We start from the raw sequence: 20,026 nt of genomic DNA, 5'->3' as shown, positions 1-20,026 counted from the left end.
CGCTCAGCTGGCGATATAGCGCTGCAACTGGTCCAGCTCGAGTTGCTGGTCCTCGATCACCGCCTTGACCAGGTCGCCGATCGAGACCACGCCCTGCACCTGGCCGCCGTGCACCACCGGCAGATGGCGGATGCGGCGGTCGGTGACGATTTGCATGCAGCGCTCGGCGCTGTCTTCCAGGCCGACGCTGACCACCTCGGCGGTCATGATGTCGCGCACCGGCGTGTCGGCCGAGGAGCGACCCTGCAACACGACTTTGCGCGCGTAATCGCGCTCGGACAGGATCCCGGTCAGACGCGGGCCTTCCATCACCAGTACCGCGCCTATGCGCTTTTCGGCCATCAGCCGGATCGCGTCGATCACCGGCGCGTCCGGGCCGATCGCGAACACTTCAGATGCTTTCGCTTCTAGCAGTTGCCGCACGGTGCGCATGGCCTTCTCCTTCGGCGATCTGGGAGGGGGGCAGCGAGCCCTGTCCCGAGGATACTCCTGCCGCCGGCTGCCAGGTGTCGACGAGGTACAGCGGCCGCTGCTTGGATTCCTCGTACAGCCGGCCCAGGTATTCGCCGATCAGGCCCAGCGCGATCAGCTGCACGCCGCCCAGGAACAGGATCACCGCCATCATGGTCGGCCAACCCGCGACCGGGTCGCCCCAGAGCAGGGCCTTGGCCACCACCCACACGCCGAAGCCGAACGCGAACAGCGCGGTCGCCAGGCCCATATAGGTCGCCAGCCGCAGCGGCGCGGTCGAGAAACTGGTGATGCCTTCCAGGGCCAGGTTCCACAGCCGCCAGAAATTGAACTTGCTGGCGCCGGCCACGCGCGCCTCGCGATGGTAGGGCAAGGCGACGCGGTTGTAGCCAACCCAGCCGAACAGGCCCTTCATGAAGCGGTGGCGCTCGCGCAGCTGGCGCAGCCCGGTCAGGGCGCGCTCGGACAGCAGGCGGAAGTCGCCGGTGTCGGCCGGAATCGGGGTCTTCGACAAACGCCCGATCACCCGATAGAAGGCATGCGCGGTGCTGCGCTTGAGCCAGCTTTCGCCCTCGCGTTCGATGCGGGTGCCGTAGACGTCGTCGTAGCCTTCGCGCCACTTGGCGACGAAGGCGGCGATCAACTCCGGCGGGTCCTGGCCGTCGGCGTCCAGGATCAGGGCCGCGCCGCGCTCGACCCGGTCCAGGCCGGCGGTCAGCGCCAGTTCCTTGCCGAAATTGCGCGACAGGCGCAGCAGGGCGATGCGCGGATCGGCCGCGGCCAGGCTTTCCAGCACGCGCCAGGTCGCGTCGCGGCTGCCGTCGTCCACGTACAGCACGCGCCCCTCGACGCCGTCGGCGGCGATCGCATCCAGGGCCGCGGCGATGCGCGGCTGCAGCAGCGGCAGGCTCTCGGCCTCGTTGTAGGCGGCGACGACGACGGTCAGCAGATCGCGATTCATGCCTTCAATCATAGCCGGCGGCGCGGGCGGGGGTTTTCGATCTCATCGCAACGTCGCTGAAAACTGGCCGCGCGACCCTAGCCGGTGCCGCCCGCCACCGTTCCGGAGCCGCTCATGCCCACCGATGCCCGTTATCACGTCCTGTTCCTGTGCACCGGCAATTCCGCGCGCAGCGCGATGGCCGAAGCCCTACTCAACACCTTGGGCGGGGACCGCTTCCGCGCCTGGAGCGCGGGCAGCCGCCCGGCCGGCTTCATCCAGCCCATGGCCGCCGAGCTTTCGGCCAAGCTCGGCTACGACCCGGCGCGCCTGCGCAGCAAAAGCTGGGACGAGTTCGCCGGCGCCGACGCGCCGCGCATGGACATGGTGATCACCGTCTGCGACGACGCCGCCGGCGAGTCCTGCCCGGTGCGCTTGGGCGAGGCCGCGACCGCGCATTGGGGCGTGGCCGATCCTGCCGCGGCGGTCGGCGACGAGGACGCGCGCCGCCAGGCCTATGTGGCGGCGTTCGCGCTGCTGCGCCGGCGCGTCGAACTGCTGCTGTCGCTGCCGCTGGGCAAGCTGGACCGCCTGGTCGCGCAGGATCGCCTGCGCGACATCGGCCGCGGCGCCTGAGCGCGCCTCAGTCGATCTGCTTGAGGTAGCCGCTGCCGCCGATGTAGCGCATCTGGCGCTGGATCGCGTTGGCGCGGCGCTGCACGTAAGGGCCCGGGCGCGCGATGCTGTAGCGCTTGGGATTGGGCAGCACCGCGGCCATGCGCGCGGCCTCGGCCGGGCCCAGGCGCGCGGCGTCCTTGCGGTAGTAGGTGCGCGCAGCGGCCTGCGCGCCGTACACGCCGTCGCCGAACTCGGCGATGTTGGCGTAGACCTCGATGATGCGGTGCTTGGGCCACATCAGTTCGATCAGCAGGGTGTACCAGGCCTCGATGCCCTTGCGCACCCAGCTGCGCCCGCTCCAAAGAAACAGGTTCTTGGCGGTCTGCTGGCTGATGGTGCTGCCGCCGCGGACCTTGCGGCCGCGCGCGTTGTTCTTGCGCGCCTTCTCGATGGCCTTGAGATCGAAGCCGAAGTGCTCGGCGAAGTTCTGGTCCTCGGAGGCCACCAGGGCCACCGGCACGTTGGAGGAGATCTCGTCCAGGTCGCGCCAGTCGTAGGCGACGCGGAAGCCGAAATCGCCGCTGCCCCAGGCCTGGAACTGGCGCGCGGCCATGAAGGCGCTGAACGGCGGATCGATGAAGCGCAGCACCGCGACCTGCAGGATCGAAGCGGCGAGGAACAGGAACGGCAGCGCGATCAGCCAGCGCAGCCAGCGACGGCGCCGGCGCGGGGCCGGGGGCGCGGGGACGGTCTCGTTCACGACTTGCACTGTCTGCACTCCATCCCCATCTTGCCCGGTCTCCCCTTTCACGCGGTCGCGCGCATTATCCGCGATAGAGCGCGCGCCGCCGCACGAGTCCAGCGATGAACGATTCCAGCCCCACCGACGCCGTCGGCCCCGACCACGACCACGACCGCCTGACCCGATTCCTGATCGAGGGCGCCGGTGTGCGCGGCGTGCACGTGCACCTGGACCAGACCTGGCGCCAGATCCGCGAGCGCTCCGAGTATCCGCCTGCGGCGGCCGAACTGCTGGGCGAGGCCGCCGCCGCGGCCGCCCTGTTCACAGGACACGCCAAGGTCGAGGGCCGCTTGTCCGTGCAGCTGCGCGGCGACGGCGCCTTGCGCACCTTGTTCGCCGAGTGCACCGCCGCCGGCACCCTGCGCGGCATCGCCCAGCTGGCCGAGGACGGCGGCGAGGTCTCGCGCGACCTGCGCCAGCTCGGCCCGGATGCGGTGCTGGCGATCACCATCGAGAACCCGCCGATCGGCGGGCGCGCCGGCGACGACCGCGATCCGGCCCGCTACCAGGGCCTGGTGGCGCTGGATTCGGACTCCCTCAGCGGCGCCTTCGAGGACTACTTCCGCCAGTCCGAACAACTGCCGACCCGCCTGCTGCTGGCCGCCGACGGCGAGCGAGCGGCCGGCCTGATGCTGCAGAAGCTGCCCGGCGACGGCGGCGACGAGGACGGCTGGACCCGGGCCGGGGCCCTGTTCGACACCCTCCAACCCGGCGAGCTGCTGGGCTGGGACACCGTCACCGTGCTGACCCGTCTGTTCCATGAGGACGGGGTCCAGTTGCTGGGCGGCAAGCCGCTGAGCTTCGCCTGCTCTTGCTCGCGCGAGCGGGTCGAGGCCATGCTGGTCTCGCTGGGTCAGGAGGAGGCCGAAGCGGCCGCCGCCGCGGCCGACGGCGAGGCCCAGGTGCGGTGCGAGTTCTGTAGCCAGACCTATCGTTTCAACAGTAACCAAATCAGTCACTTGTTCGCGGTTGCGGCCACCGAGGTCGCGGCACCGGACCGTTTGCAATAGGCCCTTCACACGGCCGTCTCGGTTTGTTAAATAAACATAAACCGTCTATAGTCCCATTCCAGGTTCTAGGGGAACTTGACCGGCCCAGCCCGGTCGTATCGTCACCATGCACGCACGCTCGCTACGTCTGTCGTTCGCCTTGATGCTCGCCTTCGGCGCGGCATCGGCTGCGCATGCGCAAACCGCGAAGCGCAGCGATACGACGTATCTGCCGGTCTGGAACCAGTCCAACGGCAAGGTCGAATACCTGTTGCAGCTCGAGCCCACCAATGCACCGGTGGCCGGCGCGCGTTGGCGCGTGGGCAGCAATTCGCTGGACGCCGCATTCGGTCTGGATGCGGGCGATACCCTGGGCCTGGTCTGCGATCGCAAGACCGGCCTGGCCGGCGCGATCGGCAACCTCGCCAATCACTGCATGCTCGCCGCGCTCGACGAAGACGATCGCGGCGGCTCGCGTCAGGTGTCCGCGGGCGCCGCGCTGAGCCGCCCCGGCGGCAAGATCGGGCTCTCGATCGGCAACGGCAAGGACACCCTTCCGGCCTGGCTGAGTCCGAACGGCCGCAACAGCAAGCTCGACCAGAACACCCTGACCGTCTACGGCCAAAAGAACATCGGCCGCGAGGCCACCGTGTCGATCGGCGGCACCTGGGCGCGCGCGCGCCTGATCCCGGCCGGCGAAATGCCGACCATCGCCGATCGCTGGAACAGCAAGAGCCTCACCATCGGCGCCGGCTACGGCAACTTCGGCGCCAATATCGTCGGCCGCGTGGTCGACACCCCCGGCCAGCCGGGTCAGTGGGAAGGCCTGGGCGTCGGCCTGACCTGGCGCACGCCCTGGAGCGGCCAGCTCACGGTGGGCGCCGAGAACGTGATTACGCGCGGCAAGAACCCGTTCGCGCCGGGCAACACCGACAAGGACGAAGGCACCGTGCCCTACGTCCGTTACGAGCAAGACCTCTAAGGCAACGCCTTCGCCGCGTCGGGCTTTCGACGCGCGCTATCGAATCGCCCAGACCGAACCGGCAGCCAAAGCCGGTGGCTTCAGCCCGCCTTTGCGCCGGCTCGCAAGCCCCTCTGACTAGCGCGCCTCGGACGAGAAGCATGGCCTTAGGCGCTTGGCCCTCGATGCGCCGCTCCCGAACCGCCCCGAATCGGCGCCCAAGGCGATGCCGATGGCCTCGTTGCGCCCCTGCAACGGCGCGCAACGCCCCCGCGTGAGCGCGCGTCGCTGAGCAGTGCCTCGTTTGCGCCAAACCGGTGATCCACCGCACCAATCGTGTCGTGAATTAGCACCGTCCGTCGCGTCAATCATGCACAAAAACACTGTACGCATGCGTATTTAGGCCTGAAATTGAACGTAAACCCGCTCAATTGGAACGCCAGCTGAATAGTGTGAAGAATTTGTCAAAAGACGACGTTTAACGACACTTTAATTACTCACTTCTGACGGCTAGTATCGGCGCCACCTTGCAGGAATTGGCGTCTTATTTGACTCCGCCAGCTTGGTCCCATGGGTACCACCAATTCCGATTTTCTGGAGAGAGAGATGACCTTCAAGACCACCCAGCTCCGCGACGCGATTACTTTCGCGCTCGCCGTGGGCGCCACTGCCGCTGCCGGCACGGGTGTGGCCTTTGCTCAGGAAGAGAGCAAGGACCCGACCACCCTCGACCGCATCGAAGTGACCGGTTCGCGCATTAAGCGTGCCGATATCGAAACCTCGCAGCCGATCTTCTCGCTCAGCCGCGAAGACATCAGCGCGCAGGGCCTGACCTCGGTCGGCGACGTGATCCAGAACATCACGTCCAACGGTTCGACGCTGAACAGCACCTTCAACAACGGCGGTAACGGCGAAACCCGCGTCAACCTGCGTAACGTCGGCTCGAACCGCACCCTGGTGCTGGTCAACGGCCGTCGTTGGGTCGGCGGCACCGGTCTCGGTGGCGCGGTCGACCTCAACACCATCCCGACCGCCGCGGTCGAGCGNCTGGTCAACGGCCGTCGTTGGGTCGGCGGCACCGGTCTCGGTGGCGCGGTCGACCTCAACACCATCCCGACCGCCGCGGTCGAGCGCATCGAAGTCCTAAAGGACGGCGCCTCGACGATCTACGGTTCGGACGCCATCGCTGGCGTGGTCAACGTGATCCTGCGTCGCAACTTCGAAGGCGCTGAAGCCAACGCTTACATCGGCGCGTTCGACAAGGGCGACGGCGAGCGTCAGGCCTACGACTTCACCATCGGCACGTCCGGCGACCGCTACAGCGCGATGCTGGGCTTCGGCTACGTGAAGGAAGAGCCGGTCAAGGCTGGCGATCGCAAGATCTCGGCCGTGCCGAATTTCGGCTCGACCGCTGGCTTCGGCAGCTCGGGCACCACTCCGCAGGGTCAGTTCTCGCTGGCCGGCGGCCGCCGCCCGGACGGCACTGTCGGCACCTTCATCCCGACCCCGACCGGCGCCGGTTCGACGGCGTTCCGTCCCTTCACCGCGCCGGATGCCTACAACTTCGCTCCGGACAACTACCTGCTGACCCCGCAGGAGCGTCGTTCGGTGTTCGCGTCGGGTTCGTTCGACATCACCGACAACGTCCGCTTCAAGACGACGATCACCTATAACGAGCGCATCTCCGAGCAGCTGCTGGCGGCTAGCCCGATCACCCTGGGCACCGCGGCTCCGGGCACCAACGGCGCCAACATCTCGATCTCGGCGCAGAACATCTACAACCCCTACGGCCAGGCCGTCACCGGCATCCAGTACCGTCCGACCGAGCTCGGCGGCCGTAGCTTCAACCAGGAAGTGAACACCTTCGCGTTCGACGGCAGCCTCGAAGGCAGCTTCGAAGTCGGCGAGCGTGCGTTCGACTGGGAAGCCGGTTACTTCTTCGGCGAGAACAAGCGCTACGACACCACCTTCGGCCTGTACAACATCAGCGCGCTGCGCAATGCGCTGGGCCCGTCGTTCCGCGACGGCCAGGGCGTGGCCCGTTGCGGCACCCCGACCGCGATCATCGCCGGTTGCGTGCCGCTGAACCTGCTCAGCGGCGGTGGCGGCTTCACCCCGGAAATGGCTGCGTACTCCGGCTTCGTCGCCCACGACACCCGTGGCTACAAGCAGAAGACCTACTACGCCAACGTCGGCGGCGACCTGTTCGACCTGCCGGGCGGCCCGCTGGCCTTCTCGTTCGGCATGGAACACCGCACCGAGTCCGGCTTCGACCAGCCCGACGCGATCGTCAACACCGGCGACACCACCGGCAACGCCCGTAAGGCGACCGCCGGCGGTTACTCGCTGGACGAGGCTTACCTCGAACTGTCGGTGCCGGTCCTGGCCGACGTGCCGTTCGCCAAGCTGCTCGACTTCTCGGTGGCGACCCGCTACTCGGACTACAGCAACTTCGGCGACACGCTCAACAGCAAGTTCGGTTTCCGCTGGAAGCCGATCGACGACCTGATGGTCCGCGGCAACTGGTCGGAAGGCTTCCGCGCTCCGTCGATCGCCGAGCTGTTCACCGGCGTCTCGGACACGTTCCAGACCATCACCGATCCCTGCAACGGCTCGCTGCAGGGCGCTCCGAACACCAACCGCCCGGCGGCGTGCGGCTCGGTGCCGGCGTACAACCAGATCAACACCCAGATCCGTACCACCACCGGCGGCAACCCGAACCTGGGCGCGGAGAACTCCACCTCCAAGACCCTGGGCTTCGTGTACAGCCCGAGCTGGGCCGAAGGTCTCGACATCTCGCTGGACTGGTGGGAGATCAAGATCGAAAACGCGATCTTCACCCAGACCGCGCAGGCCATCCTGGACAACTGCTACCGCAACGGCACCGCCAGTGCCTGCGCCCTGGTGCAGCGCGCGCCTGACGGCCAGATCTCCGGCCTGCAGTCGACCCCGTCCAACGTCGGTACGATCTTCAACGAAGGCTACGACCTGACCGTCGGCTACAAGCTGCCGGAAACCTCGTACGGCAAGTTCCGCGTGGTGTGGGACACGACCTACCTGGCCAAGTCGACCACCGACGTCAACGGCGACGGCATCGTCTCCGAAGATCCGGTGACCGGCGAAGGCGGCAACACGGCAGGCGAGTATCAGGGCGGTTCGGCACGCACCAACAACTGGCGCATCCGCTCCAACCTGGCCCTGAACTGGGAGAAGGGCGACTTCGGCGCGACCTGGTTCGTGCGTTACTTCTCGCACCAGGAAGAGTCCTGCGCCACCATCGCCGCCGCACAGCGCGTCAATCTGTGCTCGGATCCGACCCGCATCACCAACCTCGACGGCAACGACCCGGGCACCGCTCCGGACGGCCCGCAGCTGCGTCCGCAGAACCGCATCGGCGGCGCCACGTACCACGACGCCAGCGTCTTCTTCAACGCGCCGTGGAACGCTCGCATCACCGTTGGCGTGAACAACCTGTTCGACAAGGATCCGCCGCGTTCCGCGTCGACCTTCGCCAACAGCTTCGACCCGCAGTACGAAGTCCCGGGCCGCTTCATCTACTTCCGCTACGCGCAGAAGTTCTGATCGACCCCGTAACATCCGCAGTAACCGCTACGGCCCCTCACGGGGCCGTAGTTTTTTGTACGGCACCCGTCTCGCCCGACATCGATCGGCCGACGACGCCAGCGCGGGACGATGCAGCGACTCGCTCGCCGCCAACTTCGTCGCGACATCATGTATCGCGACGCGCGCATGTCACATGCATGAATCGGCAGCGACGCTGCCGAGTGACGAGGTAGCGATTGGCCCGCCTCCGACTTCGTCGCAACATCATGTGTCGCGGTGTGCTCGCGTCGCACGCGATTAATCGGTCAACGACGCCACCGCGAGACGACGCGGCGAATCTCGCCCACCTCTAACTTCGTCGCGACATAACGCGCCGCAGCGCGCGCATCGCGTCATCGCCCGCTGACATTGCGCCCCGGTGCGGGCCGTGTTTTTTGGCAGGCATCTCGCCAGTCAAAACAAAATCCTTATCCTTCGATGCCAACGCGGCAGAACGACGGCATAGCTGCGCATGTTTCCAACAAGCGCAGCAACGCGTCATCGAGACGTGCGCGACGCAGCAAGGCAGACCTAGCGGATCGTCTGCATGCCGAGCGCCATGCGAGCAATAACAGCGCGAAAAACATGCCTTTCGAGTGTCTAAATTGATACTCATCACACCATAAGCGCACAGATATTTTTTGCGTTAGGCACCAATAAGAACTCACTAAGAAACGCATTACGCGCACGCACTCATCACATTGAGTGCCAATACATGTAGCGCCAAAAAAACACTGTTAAAACCGTGTTGGATTCGCTGGAACTAGCGGCTACGATCCGCCGCACCTTGCTGATATTGGCGTCTTTCTTGACTCCCCCGGCCGGGTCCCATGGGTTCCACCTATTTTGATTTTCTGGAGAGAGAGATGACCTTCAAAACCACCCAGCTTCGCGACGCGATCACCTTCGCGCTCGCGGTGGGCGCCACCGCCGCGGCCGGCACCGGTGTTGCCTTCGCTCAGGAAGAGAGCAAGGAAGCCACCACCCTCGACCGCATCGAGGTCACCGGTTCGCGCATCAAGCGCGCCGACATCGAGACCTCGCAGCCGATCTTCTCGCTCAGCCGCGAAGACATCACCTCGCAAGGCCTGACTTCGGTTGGCGACGTGATCCAGAACATCACCGCCAACGGTTCGACCCTCAACAGCTCTTTCAATAACGGCGGCAACGGCGAGACCCGCGTCAGCCTGCGTAACCTGGGCGCGGCCCGCACCCTGGTGCTGGTGAACGGCAAGCGCTGGGTCGGCGGCACCGGCCTCGGTGGCGCGGTCGACCTCAACACCATCCCGACCGCCGCGGTCGAGCGCATCGAAATCCTGAAGGACGGCGCTTCGACGATTTACGGCTCCGACGCCATCGCCGGCGTGGTCAACGTGATCCTGCGTCAGAACTTCGAAGGCGCCGAAGCCAACGCCTACATCGGCACCTACGACAAGGGCGACGGCGGGCGCCAGTCCTACGACTTCACCATCGGCACGACCTCGGACCGCTTCAGCGCCATGCTGGGCTTCGGCTACGTCAAAGAAGAGCCGATCATGGCCGGCGACCGATACATCTCCAAGGAACCGACGGTCGGCACGGGCAACGCCCGCGGTAGCACCAATACGATCTTCGGCAACTTCTCGCTCAACGGCCGCCGTCCCGACGGCACCACCGGCACCTTCACTTACAACCCGGGCCAGAGCGGCACCAACTGGCGTCCGTTCGTCGCGCCGGCCGACCTGTACAACTTCGCGCCCGAGAACTACCTGCTGACCCCGCAGGAGCGCCGTTCGGTGTTCGCCAACGGCACGTTGGACATCACCGACAACCTGCGCTTCAAGACCACCATCACCTACAACCAGCGCGAGTCCGAGCAGCTGCTCGCTTCGATGCCGATCAGCCTGGGCACGGCGCCGAACACCACGCCGGCGCAGCGCGCGATCAACATCAGCGCGCAAAACATCTACAACCCGTTCGGCCAGACCGTGACCGCGGTCGAGCGCCGCGCCAGGGAAACCGGCGGCCGCTCGTTCAACCAGGACGTGCGCACCTTCGCGATGGACGCGATGCTGGAAGGCACGCTGACCTTCGGCGATAACTTCTACGACTGGCAGGCCGGCTACTTCCGCGGCGAGAACAAGGCCAACAACACCACCACCGGCCTGTTCAACCTGATCGCCCTGCAGCAGGCGCTGGGCCCGTCGTTCCGTGACGGCCGTGGCATCGCCCGCTGCGGTACCCCGACCGCCACCATCACCGGCTGCGTGCCGCTGAACCTGCTCGGCGCGCCGGGCTCGATCACGCCCGATATGCTGAACTACGTGACGTTCACCGCGCACGACGAGTTCAAGTACGAACAGAACACCTACTACGCCAACATCGGCGGCGACCTGTTCGATCTGCCGGGCGGCCCGGTGGGCTTCTCGTTCGGCCTCGAGCACCGCACCGAGTCCGGCTACGACTCGCCGGACGCGCTGATCAACTCCGGTAACACCACCGGCAACGCCCGCACCGCGACCGCCGGCAGCTACAAGGTCGACGAAGCCTACGTCGAGTTCGCGATCCCGGTGCTGGCCGATGTGGCGTTCGCCAAGCTGCTCGACTTCTCGGTGGCGACCCGCTACTCCGACTACAGCAACTTCGGCGACACGCTGAACAGCAAGTTCGGTTTCCGCTGGAAGCCGATCGACGACCTGATGATCCGCGGCAATCGTTCCCGACCGTCACCGACGCCTGCAACACCGCGCAGTTCGGTCAGCAGAGTTCGGTCGCCCAGGCACGCTGCGTCACCGAAGGCGTGCCGGTCGGCGGCTACGTCCAGCCGAACACCCAGATCCGCATCACCGTCGGCGGCAACCCCCAGCTGAAGCCGGAAACCTCCGAATCCAAGACCCTGGGCCTGGTCTATAGCCCGAGCTGGATCGAAGGCCTGGACATCTCCCTGGACTGGTGGAACATCAAGCTCGAGGATGCCATCACCACGCTTGGCGGCAGCACGATCATTCAGCAGTGCGTCGACTCCGGCGGTACCGATTCGACCTGCGGCCTGTACACGCGCAGCCCCGGCGGCGCCATCAACACCCTGCTCAACTCCACCATCAATATCGGTGGCCGGGAAGTCGAGGGTTACGACCTGACGGTCAACTACCGTCTGCCGGAAACCGCGTGGGGCAAGTTCGGCTTCATCTGGGACACCACCTACCTGGCCAAGAGCCTCCAGGACCTCGACGGCGACGGCAAGTATGGCGAGGACCGCCAGCGCGAGCCCAAGATCGGCGAGCGCCTGAACTTCAATGAAGGCGGCGACCTCGTCGGCGAATTCGCCCAGAACAACAACCGCTGGCGGATCCGCTCCAACCTGGCCGTGCGCTGGGAGAAGGGCGACTTCGGTGCGTCCTGGAACATGCGCTACTTCTCGTCGCAGACGGAAGCTTGCTCGGCGCAGTTCGAGGCTTTGGGCAAGTGCTCGGATACGACCCGCTTCATCGGTGTCCCGTCCGACACCAACCGCAACGGTGTTTGGGACGGCACGGCCGGCGGCGATCGCATCAACGTGCTGAAGGAATCGCAGCACCGCATCGGCGGCACCACGTACCACGACGCCAGCGTCTTCTTCAATGCACCGTGGAACGCTCGCGTCACCATTGGCGTCAACAACATCTTCGACAAGAACCCGCCGGTGGTTCTGAACTCGTTCGCCAACTCGTTCGACCCGCAGTACGAAGTCCCGGGCCGCTTCGTGTACTTCCGCTACGCGCAGAAGTTCTGATCGACTCCGCGACATCCGCAGTAACCGCTACGGCCCCTCACGGGGCCGTAGTTTTTTGGGCGGCGCGCGGTACCGTCCCGCTATCGGCGACACCGCTCGACCCGGCGCAGCGATCGGGCATGCACCGTCATCGCCTGCATTCGCACCGCGCAGCGCGCGCACGTCCGCGCACTGAATACTCTCGCTACAGCCTGTGATTAGTAGCGCCAAACGCGCACGCGCTATTCGTAAAAGAGTGCTCTTCGCGTGCCTATGACAATCAACTTCACATCAGACATGTGCCTGGATTCTGAGCATTAGTCACCGATACGAAGTTACGAAGAAACGCATTGTGTGCGCGCACTCAGCGCATTGCGTGCCAATGCATGTAGTGCGCGAAAAATATCGTTAAAACCGTGTTGGAATTCGCATAACGAGCGGCTACGATCCGGCGCACCTTGCTGAAATTGGCGTCTTGCTTGACTCCTCCGGCTGGGTCCCATGGGCAACACCAATTCCGATTTCTGGAGAGAGAGATGACCTTCAAGACCACCCAGCTCCGCGAGGCGATTACGTTCGCGCTCGCCGTGAGCGCTACTGCCGCCGCCGGCACGGGCGTGGCCTTCGCTCAGGAAGAGAGCAAGGACCCGACCACCCTCGATCGCATCGAAGTCACCGGTTCGCGCATCAAGCGTGCCGATATCGAGACCTCGCAGCCGATCTTCTCGCTCAGCCGCGACGACATCACCGCGCAGGGCCTGACCTCGGTCGGCGACGTGATCCAGAACATCACGGCCAACGGCTCGACTCTCAACAGTTCCTTCAACAACGGCGGCAACGGCGAAACCCGCGTCAGCCTGCGCAACCTCGGCTCCAACCGCACCCTGGTGCTGGTCAACGGCCGTCGTTGGGTCGGCGGCACCGGTCTCGGTGGCGCGGTCGACCTCAACACCATCCCGACCGCCGCGGTCGAGCGCATCGAAGTCCTACATCGCCGGCGTGGTCAACGTGATCCTGCGCCAGAACTTCGAAGGCGCCGAAGCCAACGCCTACCTGGGCGCCTTCGACAAGGGCGACGGTTTCCGTCAGGCCTACGACTTCACCATCGGCGCGACCTCCGACCGCTTCAGCGCGATGCTCGGCTTCGGTTACGTCAAGGAAGAGCCGGTCATGGCCGGCGACCGTTACATTTCCAAGGAGCCGAAGATCGGCACCGGCACCGGCTTCGGCTCGGGCACCAGCCCGGGCGGCCGCTTCGCCCTGTGCCCCGGTGGCTACAGCAATGGCGCGTGCACCGGTGGCCAGACCAACTTCAACGGCGGCCCCGGCACCTTCACCTACAATGCGGGCGGCAACAGCGCCCCGCGTCCGTTCGTGGCGCCCGGCGACATCTACAACTTCGCGCCCGAGAACTACCTGCTGACTCCGCAGGAGCGCCGTTCGGTGTTCGCGTCCGGCACCCTGGACATCACCGATAGCCTGCGCTTCAAGACCACCATCACCTACAACCAGCGCGAGTCCGAGCAGTTGCTCGCCTCGATGCCGATCGTGCTGGGCACCGCCCCGGGCGCCACGGTGCCGGGCCAGCAGATCTTCATCAGCCGCAACAGCATCTACAACCCGTTCGGCCAGGACATCTCGCGCATCAACCGCCGTATCACCGAGTCGGGCGGTCGTTCGTTCAACCAAGACGTGCGCACGTTCGCGATGAACGCCGGCCTGGAAGGCACGCTGACCGTCGGCGAGAAGTACTTCGACTGGGAAGCCGGTTACTTCCGCGGCGAGAACAAGGCCAATAACACCACCTACGGCCTGTTCAACATGATCGCCCTGCAGCAGGCACTGGGCCCGTCGTTCCGCGACGCACGCGGCGCGGCGCGCTGCGGCACCCCCACCGCCACCATCAACGGCTGCGTGCCGCTGAACCTGCTCGGCGGCGTCGGCAGCATCACCCCGGACATGTTGAACTTCGTCTCGTTCACCGCGCACGACGAGTACAACTATCTCCAGAACAGCTACTACGCCAACATCGGCGGCGACCTGTTCAACCTGCCGGGCGGCACGCTGGGCTTCTCGTTCGGCATCGAGCACCGTTCCGAGTCCGGCTACGACTCGCCGGACGCGCTGATCAACTCGGGCAACACCACCGGCAACAGCCGCGCCTCCACCAGCGGCTCCTACTCGTTGGACGAGGCCTACCTCGAACTCGCGATCCCGGTGCTGTCGGATGTGCCGTTCGCCAAGCTGCTCGATTTCTCGGTCGCTACCCGCTACTCCGACTACAGCAACTTCGGCGACACGCTGAACAGCAAGTTCGGTTTCCGCTGGAAGCCGATCGACGACCTCATGGTCCGCGGCAACTGGTCGCAGGGCTTCCGCGCGCCGTCGATCTCCGAGCTGTTCTCCGGCATCGCCGACTCGTTCCCGCTCCTCAGCGACCCCTGCAACAATGCCAACTTCGGCAATCAGACCCCGTCCGCTCGGGCGCGCTGCGTCGCCGAGGGCGTGCCGAACGGCGGTTACCAGCAGGACAACCGGCAGATCCGCATCTCGGTCGGTGGCGATCCGAACCTGAAGGCCGAGCGCGCCGAGACCACCACCCTGGGTCTGGTCTACAGCCCCAGCTGGATCGAAGGCCTGGACATCAATCTGGACTGGTGGAACATCAAGATCGAGGACGCCCTCACCACCCGCGGCGGCGCCAACATCATCCAGCAGTGCTTGGACAGCGCCGGCACCGGCCTGACCTGCGGCCTGTATACCCGCCGTTCCGACGGCAACATCCAGACCCTGCTCAACGCCACCACCAACATCGGCGGCACCGAGGTCGAGGGTTACGACCTGACCGTCAACTACCGTCTGCCGGAAACCGCCTGGGGCAAGTTCAGCTTCGTCTGGGATACCACCTACCTGGCCAGCCAGAAGGACGATCTCAACGGCAACGGCATCTACGGCGAAAACGAGCAGGACGTGCCGGTGATCGGCCAGAAGCTGCGCTTCAACGAAGGCGGCAACCAGGTCGGCGAGTACGACGGCCCGGGCCAGTCCAACGCCTGGCGCATCCGCTCCAACCTGGCCACGCGCTGGGAGAAGGGCGACATCGGCGCGACCTGGAACATCCGCTACTACTCGTCGCAGACCGAAAACTGCCAGGCCCTGGAAGACTACGGCTACGCCTTCCTGTGCAGCGACCCGGACCGCATCGTCGCCATCCCCACCGACGCCAACGCCAACGGCGTCTGGGACGGCGTGGCCGGCGGCGACAGCTTCACCCAGCGCAACGCGGCCGAGCGCCATATCGGTGCCACCACGTACCACGACGCGAGCTTCTTCTGGAACGCTCCGTGGAACGCGAAGGTCACCATCGGCGTGAACAACATCTTCGACAAGAACCCGCCGGTGTCGGCCACCACCTTCGCCAACTCGTTCGATCCGCAGTACGAAGTCCCAGGCCGTTTCGTCTACTTCCGCTACGCGCAGAAGTTCTGATCGGCTCCAAATCCGGTAGTACCCCGATACGGCCCCATACGGGGCCGTATCTTTTTGTGTGCCATCTCATCAACTCTCGAGACTGCCCCTAGTCAGTTAACGACACTTTAATTACTCACGGGGGGCGGCTAGTATCGGCCCAGCCTTGCCGACTTAGGCCACTCGTTTTGCGCCACCCGGCAGGCTCCCATGGGACACCAAGACTGACTTGGAGAGAGAGATGACCTTGAAGACCACCCAGCTCCGCGAGGCGATTACCTTCGCCCTCGCAGTGGGCGCCACCGCTGCCACAGGCACCGGCGTCGCCTTTGCACAGGAAACCGAGAAAGAAGCCACCACCCTTGACCGCATCGAGGTCACCGGTTCGCGCATCAAGCGTGCCGATATCGAGACCTCGCAGCCGATCTTCTCGCTCAGCCGCGAAGACATCACCGCGCAGGGCCTGACCTCGGTCGGCGACGTGATCCAGAACATCACGGCCAACGGCTCGACCCTCAACAGCTCGTTCAACAACGGCGGCAACGGCGAAACCCGCGTCAGCCTGCGCAACCTCGGCTCCAACCGCACCCTGGTGCTGGTCAACGGCCGTCGTTGGGTCGGCGGCACCGGTCTCGGTGGCGCGGTCGACCTCAACACCATCCCGACCGCCGCGGTCGAGCGCATCGAAGTCCTGAAGGACGGCGCCTCGACCATCTACGGTTCGGACGCCATCGCCGGCGTGGTCAACGTGATCCTGCGCCAGAACTTCGAAGGCGCCGAAGCCAACGCCTACCTGGGCGCCTTCGACAAGGGCGACGGTTTCCGTCAAGCCTACGACTTCATGCCGATCCAGGGGCCGCCACCGCCGAACGCCANATCGCCGGCGTGGTCAACGTGATCCTGCGCCAGAACTTCGAAGGCGCCGAAGCCAACGCCTACCTGGGCGCCTTCGACAAGGGCGACGGTTTCCGTCAAGCCTACGACTTCACCATCGGCACGACCTCGGACCGCTTCAGCGCCATGCTGGGCTTCGGTTACGTCAAGGAAGAGCCGGTCATGGCCGGCGATCGCAAGATCTCCAAGGAGCCGATCGTCGGCACCGGCAACGCGTTCGGTTCGGGCACCAGCCCGGGCGGCCGCTTCGCTCTGTGCCCGGGCGGCTACGTCAACGGCGCCTGCACCGGCGGTCAGACCAACTTCAACGGCGGCCCCGGCACCTTCACCTACAATGCGGGCGGCAACAGCGCCCCGCGTCCGTACGTGGCTCCGGGCGACGTCTACAACTTCGCGCCCGAGAACTACCTGCTGACCCCGCAGGAACGCCGCTCGGTCTTCGCCGCCGGCACCGTCGACATCACCGACAACCTGCGCTTCAAGACCACCATCACCTACAACCAGCGCGAGTCCGAGCAGCTGCTCGCCTCGATGCCGGTGGTGCTGGGCACCGCCCCGGGCGCTACGCCGCAGGGCCAGCAGATCTTCATCAGCCGCAACAGCATCTACAACCCGTTCGGCCAGGACATCTCGCGCATCAACCGCCGCATCACCGAGTCCGGCGGCCGTTCGTTCAACCAGGACGTGCGCACGTTCGCGATGAACGCCGGCCTGGAAGGCACGCTGACCGTCGGCGAGAAGTACTACGACTGGGAAGCCGGTTACTTCCGCGGCGAGAACAAGGCCAATAACACCACCTACGGCCTGTTCAACATGATCGCCCTGCAGCAGGCGCTGGGTCCGTCGTTCCGCGACGTCCAGGGCGTGGCCCGCTGCGGCACCGCCACCGCCATCATCAACGGCTGCGTGCCGCTGAACCTGCTCGGCGGCGTCGGCAGCATCACGCCGGAAATGATGAACTTCGTCTCGTTCACCGCGCACGACGAGTACAACTACGTCCAGAACAGCTACTACGCTAACATCGGCGGCGACCTGTTCAGCCTGCCGGGCGGCCCGCTGGGCTTCTCGTTCGGCCTCGAGCACCGCACCGAGTCCGGCTACGACTCGCCGGACGCGCTGATCAACTCGGGCAACACCACCGGCAACAGCCGTACCGCCACCAACGGTTCCTACTCGCTGGACGAGGCCTACCTCGAACTCGCGATCCCGGTGCTGTCGGATGTGCCGTTCGCCAAGCTGCTCGACTTCTCGGTCGCGACCCGCTACTCCGACTACAGCAACTTCGGCGACACGCTGAACAGCAAGTTCGGTTTCCGCTGGAAGCCGATCGACGACCTGATGATCCGCGGCAACTGGTCCGAGGGCTTCCGTGCACCGTCGATCTCCGAATTGTTCGCCGGTCGGGCCGACTCGTTCCCGACCGTCACCGACGCCTGCAACACCGCGCAGTTCGGTCAGCAGAGTTCGGTCGCCCAGGCACGCTGCGTCACCGAAGGCGTGCCGGTCGNCCCGCTACTCCGACTACAGCAACTTCGGCGACACGCTGAACAGCAAGTTCGGTTTCCGCTGGAAGCCGATCGACGACCTGATGATCCGCGGCAACTGGTCCGAGGGCTTCCGCGCTCCGTCGATCTCCGAGCTGTTCGCCGGTCAGGCCGACTCGTTCCCGACCCTCAGCGATCCCTGCAACAACGCCAACTTCGGTAACCAGAACCCGTCCGCTCAGGCGCGCTGCGTCGCCGAAGGCGTGCCGAACGGCGGCTACCAGCAGGACAACCAGCAGATCCGCATCACGGTCGGCGGTAATCCGAACCTGAAGCCGGAACGCGCCGAGACCAAGACCCTGGGTCTGGTCTACAGCCCGAGCTGGATCGAAGGCCTGGATATCAATCTGGACTGGTGGAACATCAAGATCGAGGACGCGATCACCACCATCGGCGGCGCCGGCATCATCCAGCAGTGCCTCGACTCCTCCGGCACTGGTCCGACCTGCGCCCTGTACACCCGTCGTGCCGACGGCAACATCCAGACCCTGCTCAACACCACCACCAACATCGGTGGTACGGAAGTCGAAGGTTACGACCTGACGGTGAACTACCGTCTGCCGGAAACCTCGTGGGGCCGCTTCAGCTTCGTTTGGGATACGACCTACCTGGCCAGCCAGGAAGACGACCTGAACGGTAACGGCATCTACGGCGAAGACGAGCAGGACGTGCCGGCCATCGGCCAGAAACTGCGCTTCAACGAAGGCGGCAACCAGGTCGGCGAATACGACGGCCCGAACCAGTCCAACGCTTGGCGTATCCGCTCCAACCTGGCCACGCGCTGGGAGAAGGGCGACATCGGCGCGACCTGGAACATCCGTTACTACTCGTCGCAGACCGAAAACTGCCAGGCCCTGGAAGACTACGGCTACGCGTTCCTCTGCACCGACGCCGACCGCATCGTCGCGATCCCGACCGACTCCAACAACAATGGCGTCTGGGACGGCGTGGGCGGCGGCGACAGCTTCACGCAGCGTAACGCAGCAGAACGCCACATCGGTGCGACCACGTACCACGACGCGAGCTTCTTCTGGAACGCGCCGTGGAACGCCAAGATCACCGTCGGCGTGAACAACATCTTCGACAAGAACCCGCCGGTGTCGGTCACCACCTTCGCCAACTCGTTCGATCCGCAGTACGAAGTCCCGGGCCGTTTCGTGTACTTCCGCTACGCGCAGAAGTTCTGATCGACCCGTTACCAGCGTCACCCGCTACGGCCCCGAAAGGGGCCGTAGTTTTTTGCGGGCCCGGCCCTCGCCCGCCCCGCGCCGCCCCCTCTCGTGTCGCGCTACACTCCCGACGCGGCCGCGCGCGCGGCCTCCGATCCCGGAACCGCACCATGCCCTTTGAGCTCTACCCCGCCTTCTCGGTCCCGTTCGCGCAGGACGTCCTGCCCAACCACCAGGCGATCAACGCCGAGCTCAAGGCCTTGCTGCTGGCGCGCGAGGCGCAGGGCTCGCGCTACGCCAATCCCAACCCGTCGCTGGCGCTGCAACAGGGCGTGTTCGAGAGCGAGTTCGTGCTGTTTTCCTGGCCGGAGACCAGCGTGCAGTTGCTGCGCCAGTTCTGCTGGAACACCCTGGGCCGCGCGATTCAGGAGCTCAACGGCTACAACGCCGCGGAGATGGCGCGCCTGCAGATCTTCTCCCACACCTGGTACCACATCACCCGCCACGGCGGCTTCACCATCACCCACACCCATCCGATGGCATCCTGGTCGGGGGTGTACTGCGTGGACCCGGGCGAGACGCCCGAGGACCGCCCGGAATCGGGGGTGCTGCGCTTCCACAACCCGCACTTCTACAGCAACCAGTTCGTCGATCCCGGCAACCAGCGCCTGCAGACGCCGTTCCATCACGGCACCTGGAACGTCCGCTTCTCGCCCGGGCAGCTGATCCTGTTCCCGTCCTGGCTGCCGCACGAGGTGCTGCCGTTCTACGGCCGCGACGAGCGCATCACCATCGCCTTCAATTGCTGGTTCTCGATGAAAGACGCCGCCTGAGCGG

The 20,026-nt window shown here is 65.5% G+C and carries 9 protein-coding genes and 5 pseudogenes; 11 read left to right on the top strand and 3 right to left on the bottom strand.

Annotation, left to right across the window (positions count from 1 at the left end; genetic code table 11):
• Positions 1-3 precede the first annotated feature (3 nt).
• Positions 4-432 carry a CBS domain-containing protein gene (locus ASE35_RS11580; protein WP_056183175.1) on the bottom strand — a complete coding sequence of 143 codons (429 nt, stop codon included), beginning with the start codon at positions 430-432 and terminating at the stop codon, positions 4-6.
• Positions 392-1,432, bottom strand: a complete 1,041-nt coding sequence (locus ASE35_RS11575; protein ID WP_056182641.1) for a glycosyltransferase family 2 protein — start codon at positions 1,430-1,432, stop codon at positions 392-394. The genes ASE35_RS11580 and ASE35_RS11575 overlap by 41 nt, the downstream gene beginning before the upstream one ends.
• 114 nt (positions 1,433-1,546) lie before the next feature.
• Here ASE35_RS11575 and ASE35_RS11570 point away from each other — a divergent pair, with 114 nt between their 5' ends.
• Positions 1,547-2,047: an arsenate reductase ArsC gene (locus ASE35_RS11570; RefSeq protein WP_057163902.1), complete on the top strand. Its 501-nt coding sequence runs from the start codon at positions 1,547-1,549 to the stop codon at positions 2,045-2,047.
• Between the two features lie 7 nt (positions 2,048-2,054).
• Here the strand turns inward: ASE35_RS11570 and mtgA are convergent, their stop codons facing one another.
• Complete coding sequence (mtgA, locus tag ASE35_RS11565) at positions 2,055-2,789, bottom strand: monofunctional biosynthetic peptidoglycan transglycosylase (RefSeq protein WP_235570051.1); 735 nt, start codon at positions 2,787-2,789, stop codon at positions 2,055-2,057.
• 104 nt (positions 2,790-2,893) lie between these two features.
• Here mtgA and ASE35_RS11560 point away from each other — a divergent pair, with 104 nt between their 5' ends.
• The 10 genes and pseudogenes from ASE35_RS11560 to ASE35_RS11525 all read left to right on the top strand — a co-directional run bounded on the left by ASE35_RS11560 (position 2,894) and on the right by ASE35_RS11525 (position 20,022).
• Complete coding sequence (locus ASE35_RS11560) at positions 2,894-3,841, top strand: Hsp33 family molecular chaperone HslO (RefSeq protein ID WP_057163900.1); 948 nt, start codon at positions 2,894-2,896, stop codon at positions 3,839-3,841.
• A 142-nt stretch (positions 3,842-3,983) separates the two neighbouring features.
• The gene (locus ASE35_RS11555; protein WP_175488960.1) at positions 3,984-4,802 is read left to right on the top strand and encodes a hypothetical protein; all 819 of its coding nucleotides are present in this window, start codon (positions 3,984-3,986) and stop codon (positions 4,800-4,802) included.
• 585 nt (positions 4,803-5,387) lie between these two features.
• A pseudogene (locus tag ASE35_RS22035) lies at positions 5,388-5,827 on the top strand (Plug domain-containing protein); the annotation flags it as partial.
• Between the two features lies 1 nt (position 5,828).
• Positions 5,829-8,363, top strand: a 2,535-nt coding sequence (locus ASE35_RS11550; RefSeq protein WP_235570050.1) for a TonB-dependent receptor, incomplete at its 5' end; no start/stop codon positions are given.
• Positions 8,364-9,250: 887 nt separating this feature from the next.
• Positions 9,251-12,135: pseudogene (locus ASE35_RS11545) on the top strand (TonB-dependent receptor).
• 515 nt (positions 12,136-12,650) lie between these two features.
• Positions 12,651-15,603, top strand: a pseudogene (locus ASE35_RS11540) (TonB-dependent receptor).
• Positions 15,604-15,823: 220 nt separating this feature from the next.
• Positions 15,824-16,457, top strand: a pseudogene (locus ASE35_RS11535) (TonB-dependent receptor plug domain-containing protein); the annotation flags it as partial.
• Position 16,458: 1 nt separating this feature from the next.
• Positions 16,459-17,983: pseudogene (locus ASE35_RS11530) on the top strand (TonB-dependent receptor); the annotation flags it as partial.
• 1 nt (position 17,984) lies between these two features.
• Positions 17,985-19,207 (top strand): TonB-dependent receptor (locus ASE35_RS20745; protein ID WP_157489448.1); only part of this gene is annotated, 1,223 nt, incomplete at its 5' end.
• 152 nt (positions 19,208-19,359) lie between these two features.
• The gene (locus tag ASE35_RS11525; protein WP_056179665.1) at positions 19,360-20,022 is read left to right on the top strand and encodes a putative 2OG-Fe(II) oxygenase; all 663 of its coding nucleotides are present in this window, start codon (positions 19,360-19,362) and stop codon (positions 20,020-20,022) included.
• The last annotated feature ends 4 nt before the right edge of the window (positions 20,023-20,026 follow it).

Source organism: Lysobacter sp. Root916, from assembly GCF_001429785.1.
Taxonomy (GTDB): domain Bacteria; phylum Pseudomonadota; class Gammaproteobacteria; order Xanthomonadales; family Xanthomonadaceae; genus Lysobacter.
The sequence above is the reverse complement of the archived record's forward strand: the minus strand, read 5'-3'. Positions and strand labels throughout refer to the sequence as shown.